The 20,013-nt window shown below is 63.5% G+C and carries 23 protein-coding genes; 16 read left to right on the top strand and 7 right to left on the bottom strand.

Features of this window, described 5'->3' with window-relative positions; genetic code table 11:
* Positions 1-4: 4 nt before the first annotated feature.
* From M5B96_RS03745 to pilG, 4 genes are read right to left on the bottom strand one after another with little or no spacing between them, the layout of a single operon-like run.
* On the bottom strand, positions 5-2,062 hold the full coding sequence (locus M5B96_RS03745; RefSeq protein ID WP_248795137.1) for a methyl-accepting chemotaxis protein: 2,058 nt from the start codon (positions 2,060-2,062) through the stop codon (positions 5-7).
* 3 nt (positions 2,063-2,065) lie between these two features.
* Positions 2,066-2,617, bottom strand: a complete 552-nt coding sequence (locus tag M5B96_RS03740) for a chemotaxis protein CheW (RefSeq protein WP_248795136.1) — start codon at positions 2,615-2,617, stop codon at positions 2,066-2,068.
* 12 nt (positions 2,618-2,629) lie between these two features.
* Positions 2,630-2,995 carry a twitching motility response regulator PilH gene (gene pilH, locus M5B96_RS03735; RefSeq protein ID WP_191489457.1) on the bottom strand — a complete coding sequence of 122 codons (366 nt, stop codon included), beginning with the start codon at positions 2,993-2,995 and terminating at the stop codon, positions 2,630-2,632.
* Between the two features lie 45 nt (positions 2,996-3,040).
* Positions 3,041-3,448 (bottom strand): twitching motility response regulator PilG, encoded by a 408-nt coding sequence (pilG, locus tag M5B96_RS03730; RefSeq protein WP_100944626.1) that lies wholly within the window; start codon positions 3,446-3,448, stop codon positions 3,041-3,043.
* Positions 3,449-3,699: 251 nt separating this feature from the next.
* On the opposite strand from pilG, the gene gshB reads away from it, so the two are divergent.
* The 7 genes from gshB (at position 3,700) to M5B96_RS03695 (ending at position 9,709) form a co-directional block, all read left to right on the top strand.
* The gene (gshB, locus tag M5B96_RS03725; RefSeq protein WP_248795135.1) at positions 3,700-4,653 is read left to right on the top strand and encodes a glutathione synthase; all 954 of its coding nucleotides are present in this window, start codon (positions 3,700-3,702) and stop codon (positions 4,651-4,653) included.
* Between the two features lie 77 nt (positions 4,654-4,730).
* Positions 4,731-5,630: an energy transducer TonB gene (locus tag M5B96_RS03720; RefSeq protein ID WP_248795134.1), complete on the top strand. Its 900-nt coding sequence runs from the start codon at positions 4,731-4,733 to the stop codon at positions 5,628-5,630.
* 210 nt (positions 5,631-5,840) lie between these two features.
* Positions 5,841-6,410 (top strand): YqgE/AlgH family protein, encoded by a 570-nt coding sequence (locus tag M5B96_RS03715; protein WP_248795133.1) that lies wholly within the window; start codon positions 5,841-5,843, stop codon positions 6,408-6,410.
* Complete coding sequence (ruvX, locus tag M5B96_RS03710) at positions 6,410-6,850, top strand: Holliday junction resolvase RuvX (protein ID WP_191489452.1); 441 nt, start codon at positions 6,410-6,412, stop codon at positions 6,848-6,850. Before M5B96_RS03715 ends, ruvX begins: the two co-directional genes overlap by 1 nt.
* Before the next feature lie 67 nt (positions 6,851-6,917).
* Complete coding sequence (gene pyrR, locus M5B96_RS03705) at positions 6,918-7,424, top strand: bifunctional pyr operon transcriptional regulator/uracil phosphoribosyltransferase PyrR (RefSeq protein WP_248795132.1); 507 nt, start codon at positions 6,918-6,920, stop codon at positions 7,422-7,424.
* 12 nt (positions 7,425-7,436) lie between these two features.
* Positions 7,437-8,441 carry an aspartate carbamoyltransferase catalytic subunit gene (locus M5B96_RS03700; protein ID WP_248795131.1) on the top strand — a complete coding sequence of 335 codons (1,005 nt, stop codon included), beginning with the start codon at positions 7,437-7,439 and terminating at the stop codon, positions 8,439-8,441.
* The gene (locus M5B96_RS03695; protein WP_248795130.1) at positions 8,438-9,709 is read left to right on the top strand and encodes a dihydroorotase; all 1,272 of its coding nucleotides are present in this window, start codon (positions 8,438-8,440) and stop codon (positions 9,707-9,709) included. The genes M5B96_RS03700 and M5B96_RS03695 overlap by 4 nt, the downstream gene beginning before the upstream one ends.
* 193 nt (positions 9,710-9,902) lie before the next feature.
* On the opposite strand, the gene M5B96_RS03690 is transcribed toward M5B96_RS03695, so the two are convergent.
* A complete protein-coding gene (locus M5B96_RS03690; RefSeq protein ID WP_248795129.1) occupies positions 9,903-10,322 on the bottom strand; it encodes a TM2 domain-containing protein in 420 nt (139 codons plus the stop codon).
* A gap of 252 nt (positions 10,323-10,574) precedes the next feature.
* Between M5B96_RS03690 and M5B96_RS03685 the strand changes: the two genes are divergently transcribed.
* Positions 10,575-11,228 carry a C40 family peptidase gene (locus M5B96_RS03685; protein ID WP_248795128.1) on the top strand — a complete coding sequence of 218 codons (654 nt, stop codon included), beginning with the start codon at positions 10,575-10,577 and terminating at the stop codon, positions 11,226-11,228.
* Positions 11,229-11,440: 212 nt separating this feature from the next.
* Here M5B96_RS03685 and M5B96_RS03680 read toward each other — a convergent pair whose 3' ends face one another.
* The gene (locus tag M5B96_RS03680) at positions 11,441-12,547 is read right to left on the bottom strand and encodes a PilT/PilU family type 4a pilus ATPase (RefSeq protein ID WP_248795127.1); all 1,107 of its coding nucleotides are present in this window, start codon (positions 12,545-12,547) and stop codon (positions 11,441-11,443) included.
* Positions 12,548-12,611: 64 nt separating this feature from the next.
* Positions 12,612-13,646, bottom strand: a complete 1,035-nt coding sequence (locus M5B96_RS03675) for a type IV pilus twitching motility protein PilT (RefSeq protein WP_248795126.1) — start codon at positions 13,644-13,646, stop codon at positions 12,612-12,614.
* Between the two features lie 56 nt (positions 13,647-13,702).
* Here M5B96_RS03675 and M5B96_RS03670 point away from each other — a divergent pair, with 56 nt between their 5' ends.
* The 8 genes from M5B96_RS03670 to hemW all read left to right on the top strand — a co-directional run bounded on the left by M5B96_RS03670 (position 13,703) and on the right by hemW (position 20,007).
* Positions 13,703-14,389 carry a YggS family pyridoxal phosphate-dependent enzyme gene (locus tag M5B96_RS03670; RefSeq protein WP_248795125.1) on the top strand — a complete coding sequence of 229 codons (687 nt, stop codon included), beginning with the start codon at positions 13,703-13,705 and terminating at the stop codon, positions 14,387-14,389.
* A gap of 39 nt (positions 14,390-14,428) precedes the next feature.
* Entirely contained in the window at positions 14,429-15,247 is an 819-nt protein-coding gene (gene proC / locus M5B96_RS03665) for a pyrroline-5-carboxylate reductase (RefSeq protein WP_248795124.1), read from the top strand.
* A gap of 18 nt (positions 15,248-15,265) precedes the next feature.
* Positions 15,266-15,856, top strand: coding sequence for a YggT family protein (locus tag M5B96_RS03660; RefSeq protein ID WP_248795123.1), 591 nt, complete (start codon positions 15,266-15,268; stop codon positions 15,854-15,856).
* Between the two features lie 130 nt (positions 15,857-15,986).
* Positions 15,987-17,126 carry a homoserine O-succinyltransferase MetX gene (gene metX / locus M5B96_RS03655; RefSeq protein ID WP_248795122.1) on the top strand — a complete coding sequence of 380 codons (1,140 nt, stop codon included), beginning with the start codon at positions 15,987-15,989 and terminating at the stop codon, positions 17,124-17,126.
* Between the two features lie 7 nt (positions 17,127-17,133).
* Positions 17,134-17,754: a methionine biosynthesis protein MetW gene (gene metW / locus M5B96_RS03650; protein ID WP_248795121.1), complete on the top strand. Its 621-nt coding sequence runs from the start codon at positions 17,134-17,136 to the stop codon at positions 17,752-17,754.
* Between the two features lie 26 nt (positions 17,755-17,780).
* Positions 17,781-18,215 (top strand): DUF4426 domain-containing protein, encoded by a 435-nt coding sequence (locus M5B96_RS03645; protein WP_248795120.1) that lies wholly within the window; start codon positions 17,781-17,783, stop codon positions 18,213-18,215.
* Positions 18,212-18,808, top strand: coding sequence for an RdgB/HAM1 family non-canonical purine NTP pyrophosphatase (rdgB, locus tag M5B96_RS03640; RefSeq protein ID WP_248795119.1), 597 nt, complete (start codon positions 18,212-18,214; stop codon positions 18,806-18,808). Before M5B96_RS03645 ends, rdgB begins: the two co-directional genes overlap by 4 nt.
* Complete coding sequence (gene hemW / locus M5B96_RS03635; protein WP_412548578.1) at positions 18,805-20,007, top strand: radical SAM family heme chaperone HemW; 1,203 nt, start codon at positions 18,805-18,807, stop codon at positions 20,005-20,007. The genes rdgB and hemW overlap by 4 nt, the downstream gene beginning before the upstream one ends.
* The last annotated feature ends 6 nt before the right edge of the window (positions 20,008-20,013 follow it).

Raw genomic sequence — 20,013 nt, 5'->3', positions numbered from 1 at the left:
TCCACTAACGGGTTTCACGCGCATCTTGCGTCGCCGGCAAGGTAAAGCCGGAGACCGAACGCCGCAGTTGGCTGGCCATTTTCGCCAGGTTGCCGATGCTCTCGGCAGTGGCGGTCGAACCCGATGAGGTCTGGGTGGTGATCTGCTGGATCACGTTCATGGTCAGCGAAATCTGCCCCGCCGACGAAGTCTGTTGCTGGGCCGCGTTGGAAATACTCTGGATCAAGGCGGCCAGGGTCTTGGACACGCCTTCGATCTCTTCCAGGGCCACCCCGGCATCCTGGGCCAGGCGGGCGCCGCGCACCACTTCGGTGGTGGTCTGCTCCATGGAGATCACCGCCTCGTTGGTGTCGGTCTGGATCGCCCGCACCAGAGTCTCGATCTGCCGGGTCGCCGCCGACGAACGTTCCGCCAGGCGTTGCACTTCATCGGCCACCACCGCGAAACCGCGCCCGGCATCGCCGGCCATGGACGCCTGAATCGCCGCGTTGAGGGCGAGGATATTGGTCTGGTCGGCAATGTCGTCGATCAGGCTGACGATATCGCCGATTTCCTGGGAAGACTCGCCGAGACGCTTGATCCGCTTGGCGGTGTCCTGGATCTGTTCGCGAATATTGTCCATGCCGTGGATGGTGTTGTGCACCACCTCGTTGCCCTTGTTGGCGATTTCCACCGAGCGTTCGGCCACCGCCGACGACTCGGCGGCATTGGCCGAGACCTGGTCGATGGACTCGGCCATGTCGCTGATGGCGGTGGAGGCTTCGGAAATCTGCTGGGCCTGGTGCTCGGAGGCCTCGGCCAGTTGCATGGCGGTGGCCTGGGTTTCCTGCACGGCGGCGGCGACCTGGCCGGCGGTGAGGTTGATGGTGGCCACCAGATCGCGCAACTGGTCGACGGAATAGTTGATGGAGTCGGCAATGGTCCCGGTGAAATCTTCGGTAACCGAGGCGGTCACGGTCAGGTCACCGTCGGCCAGGTCCTCGATTTCATCCAGCAGGCGCATGATCGCGTGCTGGTTGCGCTCGTTCTTCTCGGCGGTCTCGTGCAGTTGCCGGTTGGTCTCGCGGACCATCACCAGGCCGATCAGGATGATCGAGGCCAGGGCCAGCAAGCCGAGGACATAACCACCGATGGTGTCCAGGGAGCGTTCGCCGGCGAGGTTTTCAAAACCGTTGGCCAGGTGCGAGGCTTCGTCCAGCAGGGTTTGCGACAGGCTGAAGATATTGCCCGCCGACTCGCGGACCTGGAACAGCTGCGGCGAGGTTTCGAGGATTTCATCCACCGAGCCCGAGACGAATTCGAAGAGCTCGGCGATATCCCCCAGGCGGGCGCGGGCGTCCTTGTCTTCGACCTGGGTGATTTTCAGGGTCGCATTACCCTGCAGCATGCCGTTGAGCACCTGGCCGAAACGGGCGGCGTCGCGCCCGAAGGCATCGGCGGCCTGGGACGAGGTTTCATCGCCGGCCAGCACGGTGTTCACCGCGCCGAGGATCCGCTCGGCGAGCAACGACTGGCGCTGGGCCATGGCCACCTGCGCCGCCGGGGCGCCGCGTTGCAGGAGGATTTCCACGACCTTTTCGTATTCGACCTGCAACTGCGGCACGGTTTCGGCCAGGGTCGCGGCCACCTGATGCAACGACAGCACGGTCTGTTCGCTGGCGAGGATGGCGTCGGTGTTGCGCAGCAGGTTTTCCCAGTCCTGCTGCACGGCGTGCATTTCCGTACGCACGGCGGGCGGCGCGGCGGGCAGCCCGGTGGTCGGGTCGCCTTTCTTCAGGTAACCCCAGCGCTGGGCGAAATCGTTGCGCGCATCGCTCAGCAGCTTGAACGCCGCGGCCTTGCCGGACGCCGCCTCGGTGGCGTTCTTGGCGATCCGCTGGGACAGCACCCGCAGCTCGCCGGCATGGCTGATGTATTGCTTGTCGTAGGTGGACTGGGTGTTCAGGTAGGCGAAGTTGGCGAACAGCAGCATGATGAACACGATCAGGGCGATAAACAGCACGATGATCTGCGAACGACTGCGCGAAGCTGCCAACGGTTTGCCCGGTTTAGCGTTTGTCATCGATCAGGCCCCTGCCTGTAAGGCCACATCCAGAAACCCCGGCGCCTGCGCCAGGGCAAACGGGCTGAACACCCACCAACTGCGTTCACGCTCGAAACGGCCCTGGACAAAGGGCGCCACCGCCGCATCCGGCGGCGGCAGTGCAAGCCCTTGCTGGCCGCCCCGGGGAAAGTGTTGCAGGCCAGCCACTTCATCCACCATCAGGCCGGCGAACACATCTTTGTACTCCACCACCAGCACCCGCCGCTGTTTGCGCAAGGCGGACAGCTCATGACCGAAAAAACCGCACAGGTCCATGATCGGCAGCAGGCGTCCGCGCAGGTTGGCCACGCCCTTGACCCAGGGCTTCACCCCCGGCAACAGGGTATGACGCGGCTCATGCAGGACTTCGCCGACTTCGCCCATCGGCGCCACGTACCAGTGCTCGCCGAGGCGAAAGCCGATGCCGCTCCAGGTATCCTGGCGGGCCTGCTGCGACGGCAGGTCGGCCGCCAACAGGCGACAGCGCTGGTCGATTTCCAGCAGCAGCTGGAAGGCGGTCTGCGACGGGCTCATGGGCGCGGGCCGTCAGCCGGCGAGGACGCTGTTCAGGGTCTTGATCAGGGTGTCTTCTTCCACCGGTTTGGTCAGGTAGTCGCGAGCGCCCTGGCGCGTGCCCCAGACCTTGTCGGTTTCCTGATCCTTGGTGGTGATGATGATCACCGGGATATGGCTGGTTTCACTGTCCTTGGTCAGCTGCCGGGTGGCCTGGAAGCCATTGAGGCCGGGCATGACGATGTCCATCAACACCGCGTCGGGCTTTTCCTGGCGGGCCAGGGCCACGCCATCGGCGCCGTTCTCGGCCTTGAGCACCTCATGACCGTGCTTTTCCAGCATGCCGGTCAGTTTGTACATTTCAGTCGGCGAATCATCGACGATCAGGATACGTGCCATGGTGTTCCCCACTGCTTATAAGGCGGGCGGCCAGGCGGCCGGCCGTCAATGTGCTTGTTCTACCGCCGCGAAACCCGGCACATGGGCCTTGATCGCGGCCAGCAGTTCTTCCTTGCTGAACGGTTTGGTCAAAAACTGATCGGAACCGACGATACGCCCCTTGGCCTTGTCGAACAGGCCGTCCTTGGAGGACAGCATGATCACCGGCGTGGACTTGAACGCACGGTTGTTCTTGATCAGGGCGCAGGTCTGGTAGCCATCCAGGCGCGGCATCATGATATCGACGAAGATGATACCCGGATGATGGTCGGCGATCTTGGCCAGCGCATCGAAGCCGTCGATGGCCGTGATCACTTCGCAACCCACGTGTTTCAACAGCGTCTCGGCGGTTCGGCGAATCGTCTTGGAGTCGTCGATGACCATCACTTTCAAGGCTGTGGAATGCTGTTCCATATCTGCTCTACCATCGCCACAGCGACTCGATTGACTGCATTTAAGCGCTTTTCAGGCGCGAAGCCCTTGATGTGTAAGCGCTTCGAGCGGCATGCGAGCCTTTTTAGCACAGTCTCAAGATGCAATCTATCAACCGCCCCCGACCCCACCGGGACAGGCGGTTTTTCCTTGACCGGGAATCGGTGTAGCGCCACTCTGACGCCACTTTTTCAAGCCATTTCGGCCATCACGGCCCATAGAGGATATAGCCCATGAGCGTTCGTCTCGGGATTGTCATGGACCCCATCGCCAACATTTCCTATAAAAAGGACAGCTCCCTGGCGATGTTGCTGGCCGCCCAGGCGCGCGGCTGGAGCCTGTTCTACATGGAGCAGCAGGACCTGTACCAGGATGCCGGCGTGGCGCGGGCGCGGATGCGGCCACTGAAAGTCTTCGCCAACCCCGAGCACTGGTTCGAACTGGAAGCCGAGACCGACACGGCCTTGAGCGACCTGGACGTGATCCTGATGCGCAAGGATCCGCCCTTCGACATGGAGTTCGTCTACTCCACCTACCTGCTGGAACAGGCCGAGCGCGCCGGGGTGCTGGTGGTCAACAAGCCGCAGAGCCTGCGCGACTGCAACGAAAAACTCTTCGCCACCCAGTTCCCGCAGTGCACGCCGGCGACCCTGGTCAGTCGGCGCGCCGATGTGTTGCGCGAGTTTGCCGCCAAACATGGCGATGTCATCCTCAAGCCGCTGGACGGCATGGGCGGTACCTCGATCTTCCGCCACCGGGTCGGTGATCCGAACCTGTCGGTGATCCTCGAGACCCTGACCGCCCTGGGCAGCCAGCAGATCATGGCGCAGGCCTACCTGCCGGGGATCAAGGACGGCGACAAGCGTATCCTGATGGTCGATGGCGAGCCGGTACCGTATTGCCTGGCGCGGATCCCCGCGGCCGGTGAAACCCGCGGCAACCTGGCGGCCGGTGGCCGCGGCGAAGCCCGTCCGCTGACCGAGCGCGACCGCTGGATCGCCGCCCAGGTCGGTCCGACCTTGCGCGAAAAAGGCCTGCTGTTCGTCGGCCTGGACGTGATCGGCGAGCACCTGACGGAAATCAACGTCACCAGCCCGACCTGCATCCGCGAAATCGACAACGCCTTCGGCACCGACATCGGCGGCCTGCTGATGGATGCCATTGAGCGCAAGCTGCAAGCCCGCTGATGTAGAACAGCCGAGAAAAAACCAACATTGCGTTATCATGCCGGGCTCTTGATACGTGCGATGTTGGTTTCCTGGTCATGACGCTTCCCGCCGATCTGCCTCCCGAACTGTCCCGCGCCGGCGTACGCCCGGCGGATCGGCTCGGCTTCACGCTTTTCCTGGCGGCGCTGATCCACCTGGCAGTGCTCCTCGGCGTGGGCTTCACCTTCGTCGAGCCCAAGCAGATCAGCAAGACCCTGGAAATCACCCTGTCCACCTTCAAGAGCGAGAAGCCGCCGGAAAAAGCCGACTTCCTCGCCCAGGACAACCAGCAAGGCAGCGGCACCCTGGATAAGAAGGCGATTCCCAAGACCACCGAGGTCGCGCCGTTCCAGGACAACAGCATCAATCAGGTCACCCCGCCGCCGCCCGCCAAACAGGAAGTGACGGAAGCGGCACCGAAAGCGGTGGTCACCACGGTGGCGCCGAAGCCAAAGAAAGCGGTGATCAAGCATGAGCAGGTCAAGACCGAGACCGCCCCCCAGGAGCAGGCACCGACGTTCGACAGCTCACAGCTGACCAGCGACATCGCCAGCCTTGAAGCAGAGTTGGCCAAGGAACAGCAACTGTATGCCAAGCGCCCGCGGATTCATCGCTTGAGCGCGGCCTCGACCATGCGCGACAAGGGCGCCTGGTACAAGGATGACTGGCGCAAGAAGGTCGAGCGCATCGGCAACCTCAATTACCCCGAAGAAGCCCGGCGCCAGCAGATCTACGGCAACTTGCGGCTGATGGTCTCGATCAACCGCGACGGCTCGCTGTATGAAGTGCTGGTGCTCGAGTCCTCCGGGCAGCCGCTGCTGGACCAGGCGGCGCAGCGTATCGTGCGCCTGGCGGCACCGTTCGCGCCGTTTACCGGCGATCTGTCGGATATCGACCGCCTGGAGATCATCCGCACCTGGCGTTTTTCCCGGGGCGACAAGCTGTCCAGCAACTGACCGCATCCAATTGAATGCCCCTGGCGGACCTCGAACCTGTGGGAGCGGAGCTTGCCCGCGAAGGCGCCCTTGAGATCGCTAAAAGCTTCGCGGCGGTGCGGCGATCCGACAAGCTCCGCTCCCACAGGTTCCGCGCCCGAAGTGCAAGCGTGCCGCATCAAGCACTCGATCCGCTTGTCAGGTCGCCCGCCCACGGCCACACTAGGGCTCATGAAAAACCTCACCCCGACGTACCTCAAGCATCACTTCCTGATCGCCATGCCGCATATGGCCGACCCGAATTTCGCGCAGACCGTCACTTATATAGTCGAGCACAGCGCGAACGGTGCCATGGGGCTGGTGATCAACCGCCCGCAATCACTGAGCCTGGCCGATATCCTTGAACAGCTGCGCCCGGACATCGAGCCGCCGGCCCTCTGCCAGCATGTGCCGATCTATACCGGCGGCCCGGTACAGACTGACCGCGGTTTTGTCCTGCACCCCATCGGCAAGACCTACCAGGCCACCGTCGAACTGGAAGGCCTGGCACTATCCACCTCCCAGGACGTGCTGTTCGCCATTGCCGACGGCGACGGCCCGCCGCGCAGCCTGATCGCCCTGGGCTATGCCGGCTGGGAAGCCGGGCAACTGGAAGCGGAACTGGCCGACAACGCCTGGCTGACCTGCCCGTTCTCCGCGGACATCCTCTTCGAAACCGATAGCGACGCACGCCTGGCCGCCGCCGCCGCGCACCTGGGCATCAATCTCAGCCTGCTCACCAGCCAGGCGGGCCACGCCTGATGGCCGCCATCCGCCTGCTGCTGGGTTTCGACTACGGCACCAAACAGATCGGCGTCGCCGTCGGCCAGATGATCACCGGGCAAGCCCGCGAACTGTGCACCCTGAAGGCACAGAACGGCATTCCCGACTGGAACCAGGTCGAAGCCCTGATCAAGGAGTGGCAACCCGACGCCGTGGTGGTCGGCCTGCCGCTGAACATGGACGGCAGCCCCAGCGACATGTGCGCCCGGGCGGAGAAATTCGCCCGCCGGCTCAACGGTCGCTACAACCTGCCGTTCTTCACCCAGGACGAACGCCTGACCACTTTCGAAGCCAAGGGTGAACGCATGGCCCGGGGCGGCCAGAAAGGCACCTATCGCGACAACCCGGTGGATGCCATCGCCGCCAAGCTGCTGCTGCAAAGCTGGATCGAAGAACACCCGACGCCCGCCGAATCCTGAACCGCGGCGGCGCCCGAACCTTTCACCCTCGCCTTGATTCCCCGCAAGGGCCCTTGAAGGAGCAACCATGAGCCTGCCCAATCCCGCCGACCTGATCAGCCAGATGGCCGTCGATCTCAACGCCCACCTGAGCAAGCGCGGCATTGCCGAGCCGCGTTTCATCGGCATCCGTACCGGCGGCGTGTGGGTCGCCCAGGCGCTGCTCAAGGCCCTCGGCAGCCCGGCGCCCCTGGGCACCCTGGATGTGTCCTTCTACCGCGACGACTTCAGCCAGAACGGCCTGCACCCGCAAGTGCGCCCGTCCGAGTTGCCGTTCGAGATCGAAGGCCAGCACCTGGTGCTGATCGACGACGTACTGATGAGCGGCCGGACCATCCGCGCCGCCCTCAATGAACTCTTCGACTACGGCCGTCCGGCCAGCGTGACGCTGGTCAGCCTGCTCGACCTCGATGCCGCCGAATTGCCGATCCGCCCCGATGTGGTCGGTGCAACACTGTCGCTGGCTCCCACGGAACGGGTAAAATTGTCCGGCCCCGCGCCGCTCCAACTCGAACTTCAAGACCTCGCCCTTTAAGAGTCCTTTGCGATGACGCCTCTAGACGCCAAGCGCCCGCTGCAGCTCAATGATCAGGGCCAGCTGCGCCATTTCCTCTCGCTCGATGGCCTGCGCCGCGAGCTGTTGACCGAAATCCTCGACACCGCCGACTCCTTCCTCGAAGTCGGCGCCCGGGCAGTGAAGAAAGTCCCGCTGCTGCGCGGCAAGACCGTATGCAACGTGTTCTTCGAGAACTCGACCCGCACCCGCACCACCTTTGAAATGGCCGCCCAGCGGCTGTCGGCGGACGTGATCACCCTGAACGTGTCCACTTCCTCGGCGAGCAAGGGCGAAACCCTGCTCGACACCCTGCGCAACCTCGAGGCCATGGCCGCCGACATGTTCGTCGTGCGCCACGGCGACTCCGGCGCCGCGCATTTCATCGCCGAACACGTCTGCCCGCAGGTGGCGATCATCAACGGCGGCGACGGCCGCCACGCGCACCCGACCCAGGGCATGCTCGACATGCTGACCATCCGTCGGCACAAGGGCGGTTTCGAAAACCTCTCGGTGGCCATCGTCGGCGACATCCTGCACTCGCGGGTGGCCCGGTCGAACATGCTCGCGCTCAAGACCCTGGGTTGCCCGGATATTCGTGTGATCGCGCCGAAGACCCTGCTGCCGATCGGCATCGAGCAATACGGGGTGAAGGTCTACACCGACCTGGCCGCAGGCCTGAAGGACGTCGACGTGGTGATCATGCTGCGCCTGCAGCGTGAACGCATGACCGGCGGCCTGCTGCCCAGCGAAGGCGAGTTCTACCGCCTGTTCGGCCTGACCACCGCGCGCCTGGCCGGGGCCAAGCCGGATGCCATTGTCATGCACCCGGGACCGATCAACCGTGGCGTGGAGATCGAATCGGCGGTGGCCGACGGTGCGCATTCGGTGATCCTCAACCAAGTTACCTACGGCATCGCCGTACGCATGGCCGTGCTGTCCATGGCCATGAGCGGGCAGACCGCCCAGCGCCAACTCGACCAGGAGAACGCCCAGTGAAACTCAGCATACTCGGCGCCCGCGTCATCGATCCGAGCAGCGGCCTCGATCAAGTGACCGACCTGCACCTGGACGCCGGCAAACTGCTTGCCATCGGCGACGCCCCGGCGGGTTTCGCCGCCGTTGAAGTGATCGACGCCAAAGGGCTGGTGGCCGCTCCCGGGCTGGTCGACCTGAACGTGTCCCTGCGCGAGCCGGGCTACAGCCGCAAAGGCAGTATCGCCAGCGAAACCCGCGCGGCGGCGGCCGGCGGCGTCACCAGCCTGTGCTGCCCGCCCAAGACCAAACCGGTGCTGGACACCTCGGCGGTGGCCGAACTGATCCTCGACCGCGCCCGCGAAGCCGGCTACACCAAGGTGTTCCCCATCGGCGCCCTGAGCAAGGCCCTGGAAGGCGAGCAACTGGCTGAGCTGGTGGCCTTGCGCGACGCCGGCTGCGTGGCCTTCGGCAATGGCCTGGAGAGCTTCCGCAACACCCGCACCCTGTGCCGGGCGCTGGAATATGCGGCGACTTTCGACCTGACGGTGATTTTCCACTCCCAGGACCATGACCTGGCCTACGGCGGCCTGGCCCATGAAGGCCCTACCGCGAGCTTCCTCGGTTTGCCGGGGATTCCGGAAACCGCCGAGACCGTGGCCCTGGCCCGGGACCTGTTGCTGGTGGAACAGAGCGGCGTGCGCGCGCACTTCAGCCAGCTGACCAGCGCCCGTGGCGTGGCCCTGATCGCCCAGGCCCAGGCCCGCGGCTTGCCGGTGACCGCCGATGTGGCCTTGTACCAGTTGATCCTGACCGATGAAGCGCTGATCGACTTCTCCAGCCTCTATCACGTGCAACCGCCGCTGCGCACCCGCGTCGACCGCGACGGTTTGCGCGCGGCGGTGAAGTCCGGGGTGGTGAGCGCCATCTCCAGCCATCACCAGCCCCATGAGCGCGATGCCAAGCTGGCGCCGTTCGGCGAGACTGAACCGGGCATCAGCAGCGTCGAGCTGTTGCTGCCGCTGGCCCTGACCCTGGTGGAAGATGGCCTGCTGGACCTGCCGACCCTGCTCCAGCGCCTCAGTGCCGGTCCCGCCGAGGCCTTGCGCCTGCCGGCGGGCAAGCTGGCGGTGGGCGCGGCGGCGGACCTGGTGCTGTTCGATCCGAGCACCTCGACCGTGGCCGGTGAACACTGGTTGTCCAAGGGCGAGAACTGCCCGTTCCTCGGCCATGCATTGCCGGGAAGCGTGCGTTATACGCTGATGGATGGGCGGATCACGCACCAGGCCTGATCCCCACCTGTAATTGTGGGATGGCTATAACTGTGGCGAGCGGGCTTGCCCGCGTTCGGCTGCGAAGCAGTCGTAAAACCGATCACCTCGGTCAACCTGATGTACCGAGGTTTCTGGTTTCAGGGCCGCTTCGCGCCCCAGCGCGGGCAAGCCCGCTCGCCACAGGACCGCGCTCGACTTCAAACTTTCTGATTCAGCCCCGCCCGCTGTTCCTCAGCGACACCTGGTCATTCAGCGTCCAGAAGTCATACAGCACGCCCAACCCCAGCAACCCGCCCGTCACCAGGTAAAGCAGCCCGGTCAGCCACTTGCCCATGTACATCCGGTGCACACCGAGCAGCCCCAGGAACGTCAGCAGCAACCAGGCGACGTTGTAGTCCAGCGGACCCGCAGTGAAACGCAGGTCCGCCTCGCGGTCCATGCTCGGAATCAGGAACAGGTCGATCAGCCAACCGATCCCGAATACCCCGAAGGTAAAAAACCAGATCGTCCCGGTAATCGGCTTGCCGTAATAGAAGCGGTGTGAACCGGTAAAACCAAAAATCCACAGCAAATACCCGAGTAAAACGTTGTGGGTATTCGCGGGTGTGCCGTCCTGCCGATAGGTGTTCATCAACGCCGTCTCCGAGCCCGATAGATAAATATTTCGTAATTTCGTGTGACTTTTTTACTGTCTCAAAACATGTAACAAACCCTTACCAGAAATCGCTGAAAGCCTTGTGGGGCCTGACTTTCACGTGACCCATGGGTCGGTTTGCGCAGCTGCGGGCCACTTCAACCCCCTGTATTGATTCGACAAACGGGCCCAGAAGTGACCAAAAAGCTGTTATAAAGTTGCGCGATCACCCATTTAGAGCCTTGCCTAATGCGTCCATTTTTCAAGACATGGCTAACCATCTGCCTATTAATGCCACTGGCCGCCCACGCCACCAACCGTGAGCAACGTCTTCCTTCCGTCAACGGTCACACTGCCAAATCACCGGTTTCCGTTGCCCATGCTACCGATCTGAGCGCGCCTGTGGTCAAGCGCCCGGGCAAACACGGCAGCCATGGCAAAGCCCATCATAATACCGTGGCCGCCATCAATCCGGCCGCACCGAACGCCAAGCAGAGCAGCGCCGTGCTCAGCCGTGCGGTGAACGTGTTGGGGACGCCCTATCGCTGGGGCGGCAGCAGCCCGAGCAAGGGCTTCGACTGCAGCGGCCTGGTCAAGTATGCCTTCAATGGCGTAGCCGCCAGTGACCTGCCGCGGACTTCCAATGCCATGGCCGCCGGCCACGGGCAGAAAGTCGCGCGCAAGGATCTCAAACCTGGCGACCTGCTGTTCTTCACCCTCAAGAGCCGCAAGGTCAACCACGTGGCCATCTACCTGGGCAACGACCGGTTTATCCATGCGCCGCGACGCGGCAAGTCGGTGAGCATCGACACACTGAAGAAGCCGTACTGGGATAGCCACTACGTGATTGCCAAGCGAGTGATCCCGAAAGAGCAGAACCATATGCGGGTTGTGCAGCGCTGATCGGATTGGTGGTGCGCCTGTGAAGCTTCAGGCGCTCTCGTGGGTCTCTTCGCGGGCAAGCTCCGCTCCCACAATGACCGAGTCAATCTCAGAGTTTGGATCCACCCGGCTCCCACAGGTTTTCAGCCGTACACAAGACTCAGGCACGAGCCGAATCTAGTGTGGGAGCGGAGCTTGCCCGCGAATACGGCAGAACAGCCACCACAAGACTCCTAGGCCGGCCCCAGGCTCAAGCTATCCGCCCCGTCGCCACCCGCGCCCTTCTCCAGCTTGATCATCAGCCGCAAGTCATTGGCCGAGTCGGCGTACGCCAAGGCATCGCGGTAACTGATCGCGCCCTCCTGATATAGCGCATACAACGCCTGGTCCAAGGTCTGCATACCCTGTTCGGTCGAGCGTTTCATCAACGGTTTGAGTGCCTTGATCTCGCCCTTGCGAATCAGATCGGCCATCAGCGGCGTATTCAGCAACACCTCCACCACCACGCGCCGGCCCTTGCCATCGCGACTCGGTATCAGTTGCTGGGCGACAATCGCCCGCAGGTTGAGTGACAGCTCCATCCAGATCTGCGGATGACGGTCCACGGGAAAGAAGTTGATGATCCGCTCCAGCGCCTGGTCGGCATTCGGCGCGTGCAGGGTCGCCAGGCACAGGTGCCCGGTTTCCGCGAAAGCCAGGGCGTGGCCCATGGTTTCCCGGGTGCGTACTTCGCCGATCATGATCAGGTCCGGGGCCTGGCGCAGGGTGTTTTTCAGCGCCACCTCATAGGAGTCGGTGTCGATCCCCACTTCACGCTGGGTAATGATGCAGTTCTGGTGTTCGTGGACGAACTCGATGGGGTCCTCGACCGTGACGATATGACCGCTACCCCGCAAGTTACGGTGGCCGATCATCGCCGCCAGGGTGGTCGACTTGCCGGTCCCGGTCGCCCCGACGAGCATCACCAGGCCGCGCTTGAGCAGCGACAGTTGCTCGATGATCGGTGGCAGTTTCAGTTCGGCCAGATCGGGAATCCGCGTCTCGATGCGCCGCAACACCATGCCCGGTTGGCTGCGCTGGTAAAAGGCGCTGACCCGGAAGCGGCCGATATCCTTGGGATGGATGGCGAAATTGCATTCGTGCAGATGGGTGAAGTCCAGCTTCTGGCGCTCGGTCATCAGCCCGAACACTGCGTCGCGAGTCTGCTCCTGGGTCAACGGCGTGCGACTCACCGGCTGAATCTGGCCATTGACCTTCAGAGAAGGCGGCAGGCCAGGGGTGATAAACAGGTCGGAACCGCCCTTCTCGACCATCAGGCGCAGCAGTTTCTCGAACTCCATGAGCTTCTCCGCGTCGAATCAGGCACACACTTGTCTGACAGCGTAGAAGCTCGTGGGGCTTACGTCAGAAGTTGTCCGGAATCTTCGCCTTCTCCCGGGCGTTGTCACGGGTGATCAGGCCCTTGCTCAGCAGGTCCTTGAGGCACATGTCCAGGGTCTGCATGCCCAGCGAACCGCCGGTCTGGATCGAGGAATACATCTGCGCCACCTTGTCCTCGCGGATCAGGTTACGGATCGCCGGGGTACCGAGCATGATCTCGTGGGCGGCAATCCGCCCGCCGCCGACCTTCTTCAGCAGGCTCTGGGAAATCACCGCCTGCAAGGATTCGGAAAGCATCGAGCGGACCATCGACTTCTCCTGCGCCGGAAACACGTCGACCACCCGGTCGATGGTCTTGGCCGCCGAGGTGGTGTGCAGCGTGCCGAACACCAGGTGACCGGTTTCCGCGGCGGTCAGGGCCAGGCGGATGGTTTCCAGGTCGCGCATCTCACCCACCAGGATCACGTCCGGGTCCTCACGCAGGGCCGAACGCAGGGCCGCGGCGAAACTCTGGGTGTCGCGGTGCACTTCGCGCTGGTTGACCAGGCACTTCTTCGATTCGTGGACGAACTCGATCGGGTCCTCGATGGTCAGGATATGGTGATGCTTGTTGTTGTTCAGGTGGTCGACCATCGCCGCCAGGGTGGTGGACTTGCCCGAACCGGTCGGTCCGGTGACCAGCACCAGCCCGCGCGGCACCTCGGTGATCTTGCGGAACACCTCGCCCATGCCCAGGTCGCTCATGGTCAGGACTTTCGAAGGAATGGTGCGGAATACCGCGCCCGAGCCCCGGTTGTGGTTGAAGGCGTTGACCCGGAACCGTGCCACGCCCGGCACTTCGAAGGAGAAGTCGGTTTCCAGGAACTCTTCGTAGTCCTTGCGCTGGCGGTCGTTCATGATGTCGTAGATCAGGTCGTGGACCTGTTTGTGATCCAGCGCCGGCAGGTTGATCCGCCGTACATCGCCGTCGACCCGGATCATCGGCGGCAGGCCCGCCGAGAGGTGCAAGTCCGACGCGCCCTGTTTGGCGCTAAAGGCCAGCAGCTCGGTGATATCCATGAGACTCCCCAATACAGGTAGAATGCCGCAGACTTTTGACCTGCTGGCGAATTTGAATGACCACGATAGCAGACAACATCAGCGCCGTTGCAGCCCGCATCGCCGCCGCCGCACAAGCCACCGGCCGCGACAGCGCCAGTATCGGCTTGCTCGCCGTGAGCAAGACCAAGCCGGCCGCCGCCGTGCGTGAAGCCTATGCCGCGGGCCTACGGGACTTTGGCGAGAACTACCTGCAGGAAGCCCTGGGCAAACAGGGTGAATTGACCGACCTGCCCTTGTGCTGGCACTTTATCGGCCCCATTCAATCGAACAAGACTCGCGCCATCGCCGAGCATTTCGACTGGGTGCACTCCGTGGATCGCCTGAAAATCGCGCAACGCCTGTCCGAACAGCGCCCGGCCAACCTGGCGCCGCTGAATATCTGCATCCAGGTCAATGTCAGCGGCGAGGCCAGCAAGTCCGGCTGCGCCCCGGCCGACCTGCCGGCCCTGGCGGCGGCGATCAGCGCCTTGCCGAACCTGAAGCTGCGCGGGCTGATGGCGATCCCCGAACCCACCGAAGAGCGTGCCGAACAAGACGCCGCGTTCGCCACCGTGCGGACCTTGCAAGACAGCCTCAACCTGCCGCTCGACACACTTTCCATGGGCATGAGCCACGATCTCGAGTCGGCCATTGCCCAAGGCGCCACCTGGGTGCGGATCGGTACCGCGCTGTTTGGCGCCCGCGATTATGGCCAGGCCTGAAATGGCCTCACACACTCGTTTCAAGGATCCGTCATGAGCATGAGCAAGAATCGAATCACTTTCATCGGCGCCGGCAACATGGCGGCCAGCCTGATCGGCGGCCTGCGGGCCGAGGGTCTGGACGCCGCGCTGATTCGCGCCAGCGATCCAGGTGCCGAGACCCGTGCGCGGGTCTCGGCCGAACACGGTATCGAAGTGTTCGCCGACAATGCCGAGGCGATCCTCGGGGCTGACGTGGTGGTCCTGGCGGTCAAGCCGCAGGCCATGAAAGCCGTGTGCGAAGCCTTGCGCCCCAGCCTGAAAGCCAATCAGCTGGTGGTGTCGATTGCCGCCGGGATCACCTGTGCCAGCATGAACCGCTGGCTCGGCGAGCAACCGATCGTGCGCTGCATGCCGAACACCCCGGCGCTGCTGCGCCAGGGCGTCAGCGGCCTGTTCGCCACCGCGCAGGTCTCCGCCGAACAGCGCCAACAGGCGCAGACCCTGCTGTCGGCGGTGGGCAGCGCCTTCTGGCTGGACGAAGAACGGCAACTGGACGCGGTCACCGCGGTGTCCGGCAGCGGCCCGGCGTATTTCTTCCTGCTGATCGAAGCCATGACCGCCGCCGGCGAAAAGCTCGGCCTGCCGCGCGACATCGCCAGCCAACTGACCCTGCAGACTGCCCTGGGCGCCGCCCATATGGCCGTCGCCAGTGATGTCGAGGCCGCCGAGCTGCGCCGACGCGTAACCTCGCCCGCCGGCACCACGGAAGCCGCGATCAAGACTTTCCAGGCCGGCGGCTTCGAAGCCCTGGTAGAAAAGGCGCTCGGCGCCGCCGCCCATCGTTCGGCCGAAATGGCCGAGCAACTCGGTCAGTAACCCACGAGGGAACACTTAATGTTTGCATTCAATAGCGCTGCCATTTTTGTCATTCAAACCCTGGGCAGCCTTTATCTGTTGGTGATTTTGCTGCGGTTCATCCTGCAACTGGTCCGGGCCAACTTCTACAACCCGCTCTGCCAGTTCACCGTCAAGGCCACCCAGCCGCTGCTCAAGCCGCTGCGCCGGATCATTCCAAGCATGTTCGGCCTGGACATGTCCTCGCTGGTGCTGGCGATTATCGTGCAGATGCTGCTGATGGCGGTGATCCTGCTGCTCAGCTACGGCGTCACCGGGAATATCGCCTACCTGGCGATCTGGGCGGTCATCGGCATCACCTCGCTGTTCCTCAAGGTGTTCTTCTTCGCCATGATCATCAGCGTGATCCTCTCCTGGGTCGCCCCCGGCAGCCATAGCCCGGCGGCCGAGCTGGTATTCCAGATCAGCGAGCCGGCCCTGGCGCCGTTCCGCAAGATCGTGCCGAACCTCGGCGGCCTGGATATCTCGCCGATCCTGGCGTTCCTGGTGATCCAGTTGATCCAGAGCTATGTGATTCCACCGCTGGCGGTCATGAGCGGCATGCCGGAAGTGCTGTTCCGCTTGATCTGATCAGCGTGGGGGCGGTGCTTGCAGCGCAAGCAGGACCTGTTGCAGGCACAGCGCCTATCATGGGAGCGGAGCTTGCCGCTGCTCCCCCCGCTCATTAGACTTACGCCTCATTCAAGCGTGAGCAGGGTCGATGTCCACTGTCTTTCCCCACGATTCCGTCGGGCTGGTCGTGCCGCAAACGGCACACTTCAGCGAGCCCCTGGCCCTGGCCTGTGGCCGTTCCCTGCCGGCCTACGACCTGATCTACGAAACCTACGGCACCCTCAATCCCGCGGCGAGCAACGCCGTGCTGATCTGCCATGCCCTTTCCGGCCATCACCACGCCGCCGGTTTCCATAGCCCGGATGAGCGCAAGCCCGGCTGGTGGGACAGCTGCATCGGCCCCGGCAAGCCCATCGACACCAACAAGTTCTTCGTCGTCAGCCTGAACAACCTCGGCGGCTGCAACGGCTCCACCGGCCCGAGCAGCCTCAACCCCGAGACCGGCAAACCGTTCGGCGCCGATTTCCCGGTACTGACCGTGGAAGACTGGGTCCACAGCCAGGCCCACCTCGCCGACCGCCTCGGTATCGGCCAATGGGCCGCGGTGATCGGCGGCAGCCTCGGCGGCATGCAGGCCATGCAATGGAGCATCACTTACCCCGATCGCGTGCGCCATTGCGTCGCCATTGCCTCGGCCCCCAAGCTGTCGGCGCAGAACATCGCCTTCAACGAAGTGGCACGCCAGGCGATCCTCACCGATCCGGAGTTCCACGGCGGCTCCTTCCAGGAACACGGCGTGATTCCCAAGCGCGGCCTGATGCTGGCGCGCATGGTCGGGCACATCACCTACCTGTCCGATGACTCCATGGGCGAAAAATTCGGCCGTGGCCTCAAGAGCGAAAAGCTCAACTACGACTTCCACAGCGTGGAATTCCAGGTCGAGAGCTACCTGCGTTACCAGGGCGAGGAGTTTTCCGGACGTTTCGACGCCAATACCTACCTGCTGATGACCAAGGCCCTGGACTACTTCGACCCGGCGGCCAACTTCGGCGATGACCTGGCGAAAACCTTCGCCGGCGCCAGCGCGCGCTTCTGCGTGATGTCCTTCACCACCGACTGGCGCTTCTCGCCGGCCCGCTCGCGGGAAATCGTCGATGCGCTGATGGCCGCGCGCAAGGACGTCTGCTACCTGGAAATCGACGCCCCACAGGGCCACGACGCTTTCCTGATTCCGATCCCGCGTTACTTGCAGGCGTTCGGCAACTACATGAACCGAATTTCGCTGTGAGGACGCCATGAGAGCCGACCTGGAAATCATCCAAGACTGGATCCCCGCCGGCAGCCGCGTGCTCGACCTCGGCTGCGGCGACGGCGAACTGCTGACCTGGCTGCGCGACCACAAGCAGGTCAGCGGCTACGGCCTGGAAAACGATCCGGACAATATCGCCACCTGCGTGGCCAAGGGCATCAACGTCATCGAGCAGGACCTGGACAAGGGCCTCGGCAACTTCGCCAGCAACAGCTTCGATATCGTGGTCATGACCCAGGCCCTGCAAGCCGTGCACTACCCGGACAAGATCCTCGACGAAATGCTCCGGGTCGGCCGCCAGTGCATCATCACCTTCCCCAATTTCGGGCACTGGCGCTGTCGTTGGTACCTGGCAAGCAAGGGCCGGATGCCGGTCTCGGAGTTCCTCCCGTACACCTGGTACAACACGCCGAACATCCACTTTTGCACCTTCGAAGACTTCGAGGCGCTGTGTCGCGAACGCTCGGCCAAGGTCATCAACCGGCTTGCCGTGGATCAACAGCACCGCCATGGGTGGGCCAGTAAGCTATGGCCTAATCTGTTAGGGGAGATCGGCATTTATCGCGTCAGCAGTCCGGGCCTCGCCGATCATCAGCTCGCGGTGTAAACCACACGGTTTCGAGGAGAATGATCATGCTACGTTCCATTGTGTTTCTAGTGGCGGTCTGTTTCGGCGTCACGGCCATGGCCGCCGACGCCATCAAGGGCGAGCGCCAGGAAGTGTTCGGTGATATCACCGTGCACTACAACACCTTCAATTCCACCTATATTCAACCGGACGCTGCCCAGCGTGCGGAGTTGGTACGCAGCAAGAACCAGGGCGTGATCAACATCTCGGTGGCCAAGGCCGGCAAACCGCTGGTCGCTCAGGTCAGCGGCAATGTGAAGGACCTGACCGGCCAGAATTTCAAGCTGGTGTTCAAGCAAATCACTGAGCAGGGCGCCGTCTATTACCTCGCGCAATATCCGGTCCCACAGCAGGAAAACCGCACCTTCGACATTAGCGTCACCACCGGTGGCGATACCCACACCTTCAGCTTCAATCAGGAACTTTTCCCAGGCGAATGATGAATTTCAGCCAACTGGTACTGGCCAGCCACAATGCCGGCAAACTCAAAGAACTCCAGGCCATGCTCGGCGGCTCGGTGCAACTGCGCTCGATCGGTGAGTTCAGCAGCGTCGAACCGGAAGAAACCGGTTTGTCATTCGTCGAAAACGCCATCCTGAAAGCCCGCAATGCCTCGCGTATTTCCGGCCTGCCGGCGCTGGCCGACGACTCCGGGCTGGCGGTGGACTTTCTCGGCGGCGCGCCGGGCATCTATTCGGCCCGTTATGCCGACGGCCAGGGCGACGCGGCGAACAACGCCAAGCTGCTCGAGGCCCTGAAGGACGTCCCCAGCGCCGAGCGCGGCGCGCAGTTCGTCTGCGTGCTGGCCCTGGTACGGCATGCCGACGACCCCTTGCCGATCCTCTGCGAAGGCCTGTGGCACGGGCGCATCCTCACTGCCGCCAGTGGCGAGCACGGCTTCGGCTACGATCCGCTGTTCTGGGTACCGGAACGCGACTGCTCGAGCGCCGAACTGGGTCCGGTGGAGAAGAACCAGCTCAGCCACCGCGCCCGCGCCATGGCGCTGTTGCGCCAGCGCCTGGGCCTGCAATGACCCAGCCCGACTCCGCGCTGCCGCTGATCCACGGCAACGCGCCAACACCGCGGGCGACCATGCCAGACCTGCCGCCCCTGGCGCTGTACATCCATATCCCCTGGTGCGTGCGCAAATGCCCGTATTGCGACTTCAACTCCCACGCCGCCAGCCCGGTGCTGCCGGAAGAGGAGTACGTCGACGCGCTGCTGGCCGACCTCGACCAGGACCTGCACGCGGTGTACGGCCGGGAGTTGAGTTCGATCTTCTTCGGTGGCGGCACCCCCAGCCTGTTCAGCGCCCAGGCGCTGGGGCGCCTGCTCAGGGGCGTCGAAGCACGCATCCGCTTTGCCGGTGATATCGAGATCACCCTGGAAGCCAACCCCGGGACCTTCGAGCAGGAAAAATTCATCGCCTATCGGCAGTCGGGGATCAATCGGCTGTCCATCGGCATCCAGAGCTTCCAGGAAGACAAGCTCAAGGCCCTCGGCCGCATCCATAGCGGCGGCGAAGCGGTGCGGGCGGCGGACATGGCGCGCCAGGCCGGCTTCGACAACTTCAACCTGGACCTGATGCACGGCTTACCGGACCAGTCCCTGGAGGATGCCCTGGGCGACCTGCGCCAGGCCATTGCCCTGCGGCCCACGCATCTGTCCTGGTATCAGCTCACGCTGGAGCCAAACACGGTGTTCTGGAACCAGCCGCCGACGCTGCCGGAAGACGACACCCTGTGGGATATCCAGGAAGCCGGCCAGGCCCTGCTGGCCGAGCACGGCTACGCCCAGTACGAAGTCTCGGCCTACGCCCAGCCCGGGCGGGCGGCGCGGCACAACCTCAATTACTGGAGCTTCGGCGATTTCATCGGTATCGGCGCCGGCGCCCATGGCAAGCTCAGCCACCCGGACGGGCGCATCGTACGGACCTGGAAAACCCGCCTGCCGAAGGACTACCTGAACCCGGCCAAGGCCTTCCAGGCCGGGGAAAAGGCCCTGGCCAACGAAGAACTGCCGTTCGAGTTCCTGATGAATGCCCTGCGCCTGACCGCGGGCGTTGACGCCGTCTTGTTTGCGCAACGTACCGGGCTTAGTCTCGACAGCTTGAACGAAGCACGCGCCGAGGCCGAACAAAGCGGCCTGTTGCAGGTCGAACCGTCACGCCTGGCGGCCACCGATCGCGGGCAGCTGTTTCTCAACGACCTGCTGCAATACTTTTTGACCTAAGGAAAC

The organism is Pseudomonas sp. MWU13-2105 (assembly GCF_023242315.1).
GTDB lineage: Bacteria > Pseudomonadota > Gammaproteobacteria > Pseudomonadales > Pseudomonadaceae > Aquipseudomonas.
This window is presented reverse-complemented; position numbering and strand designations above follow the sequence as displayed.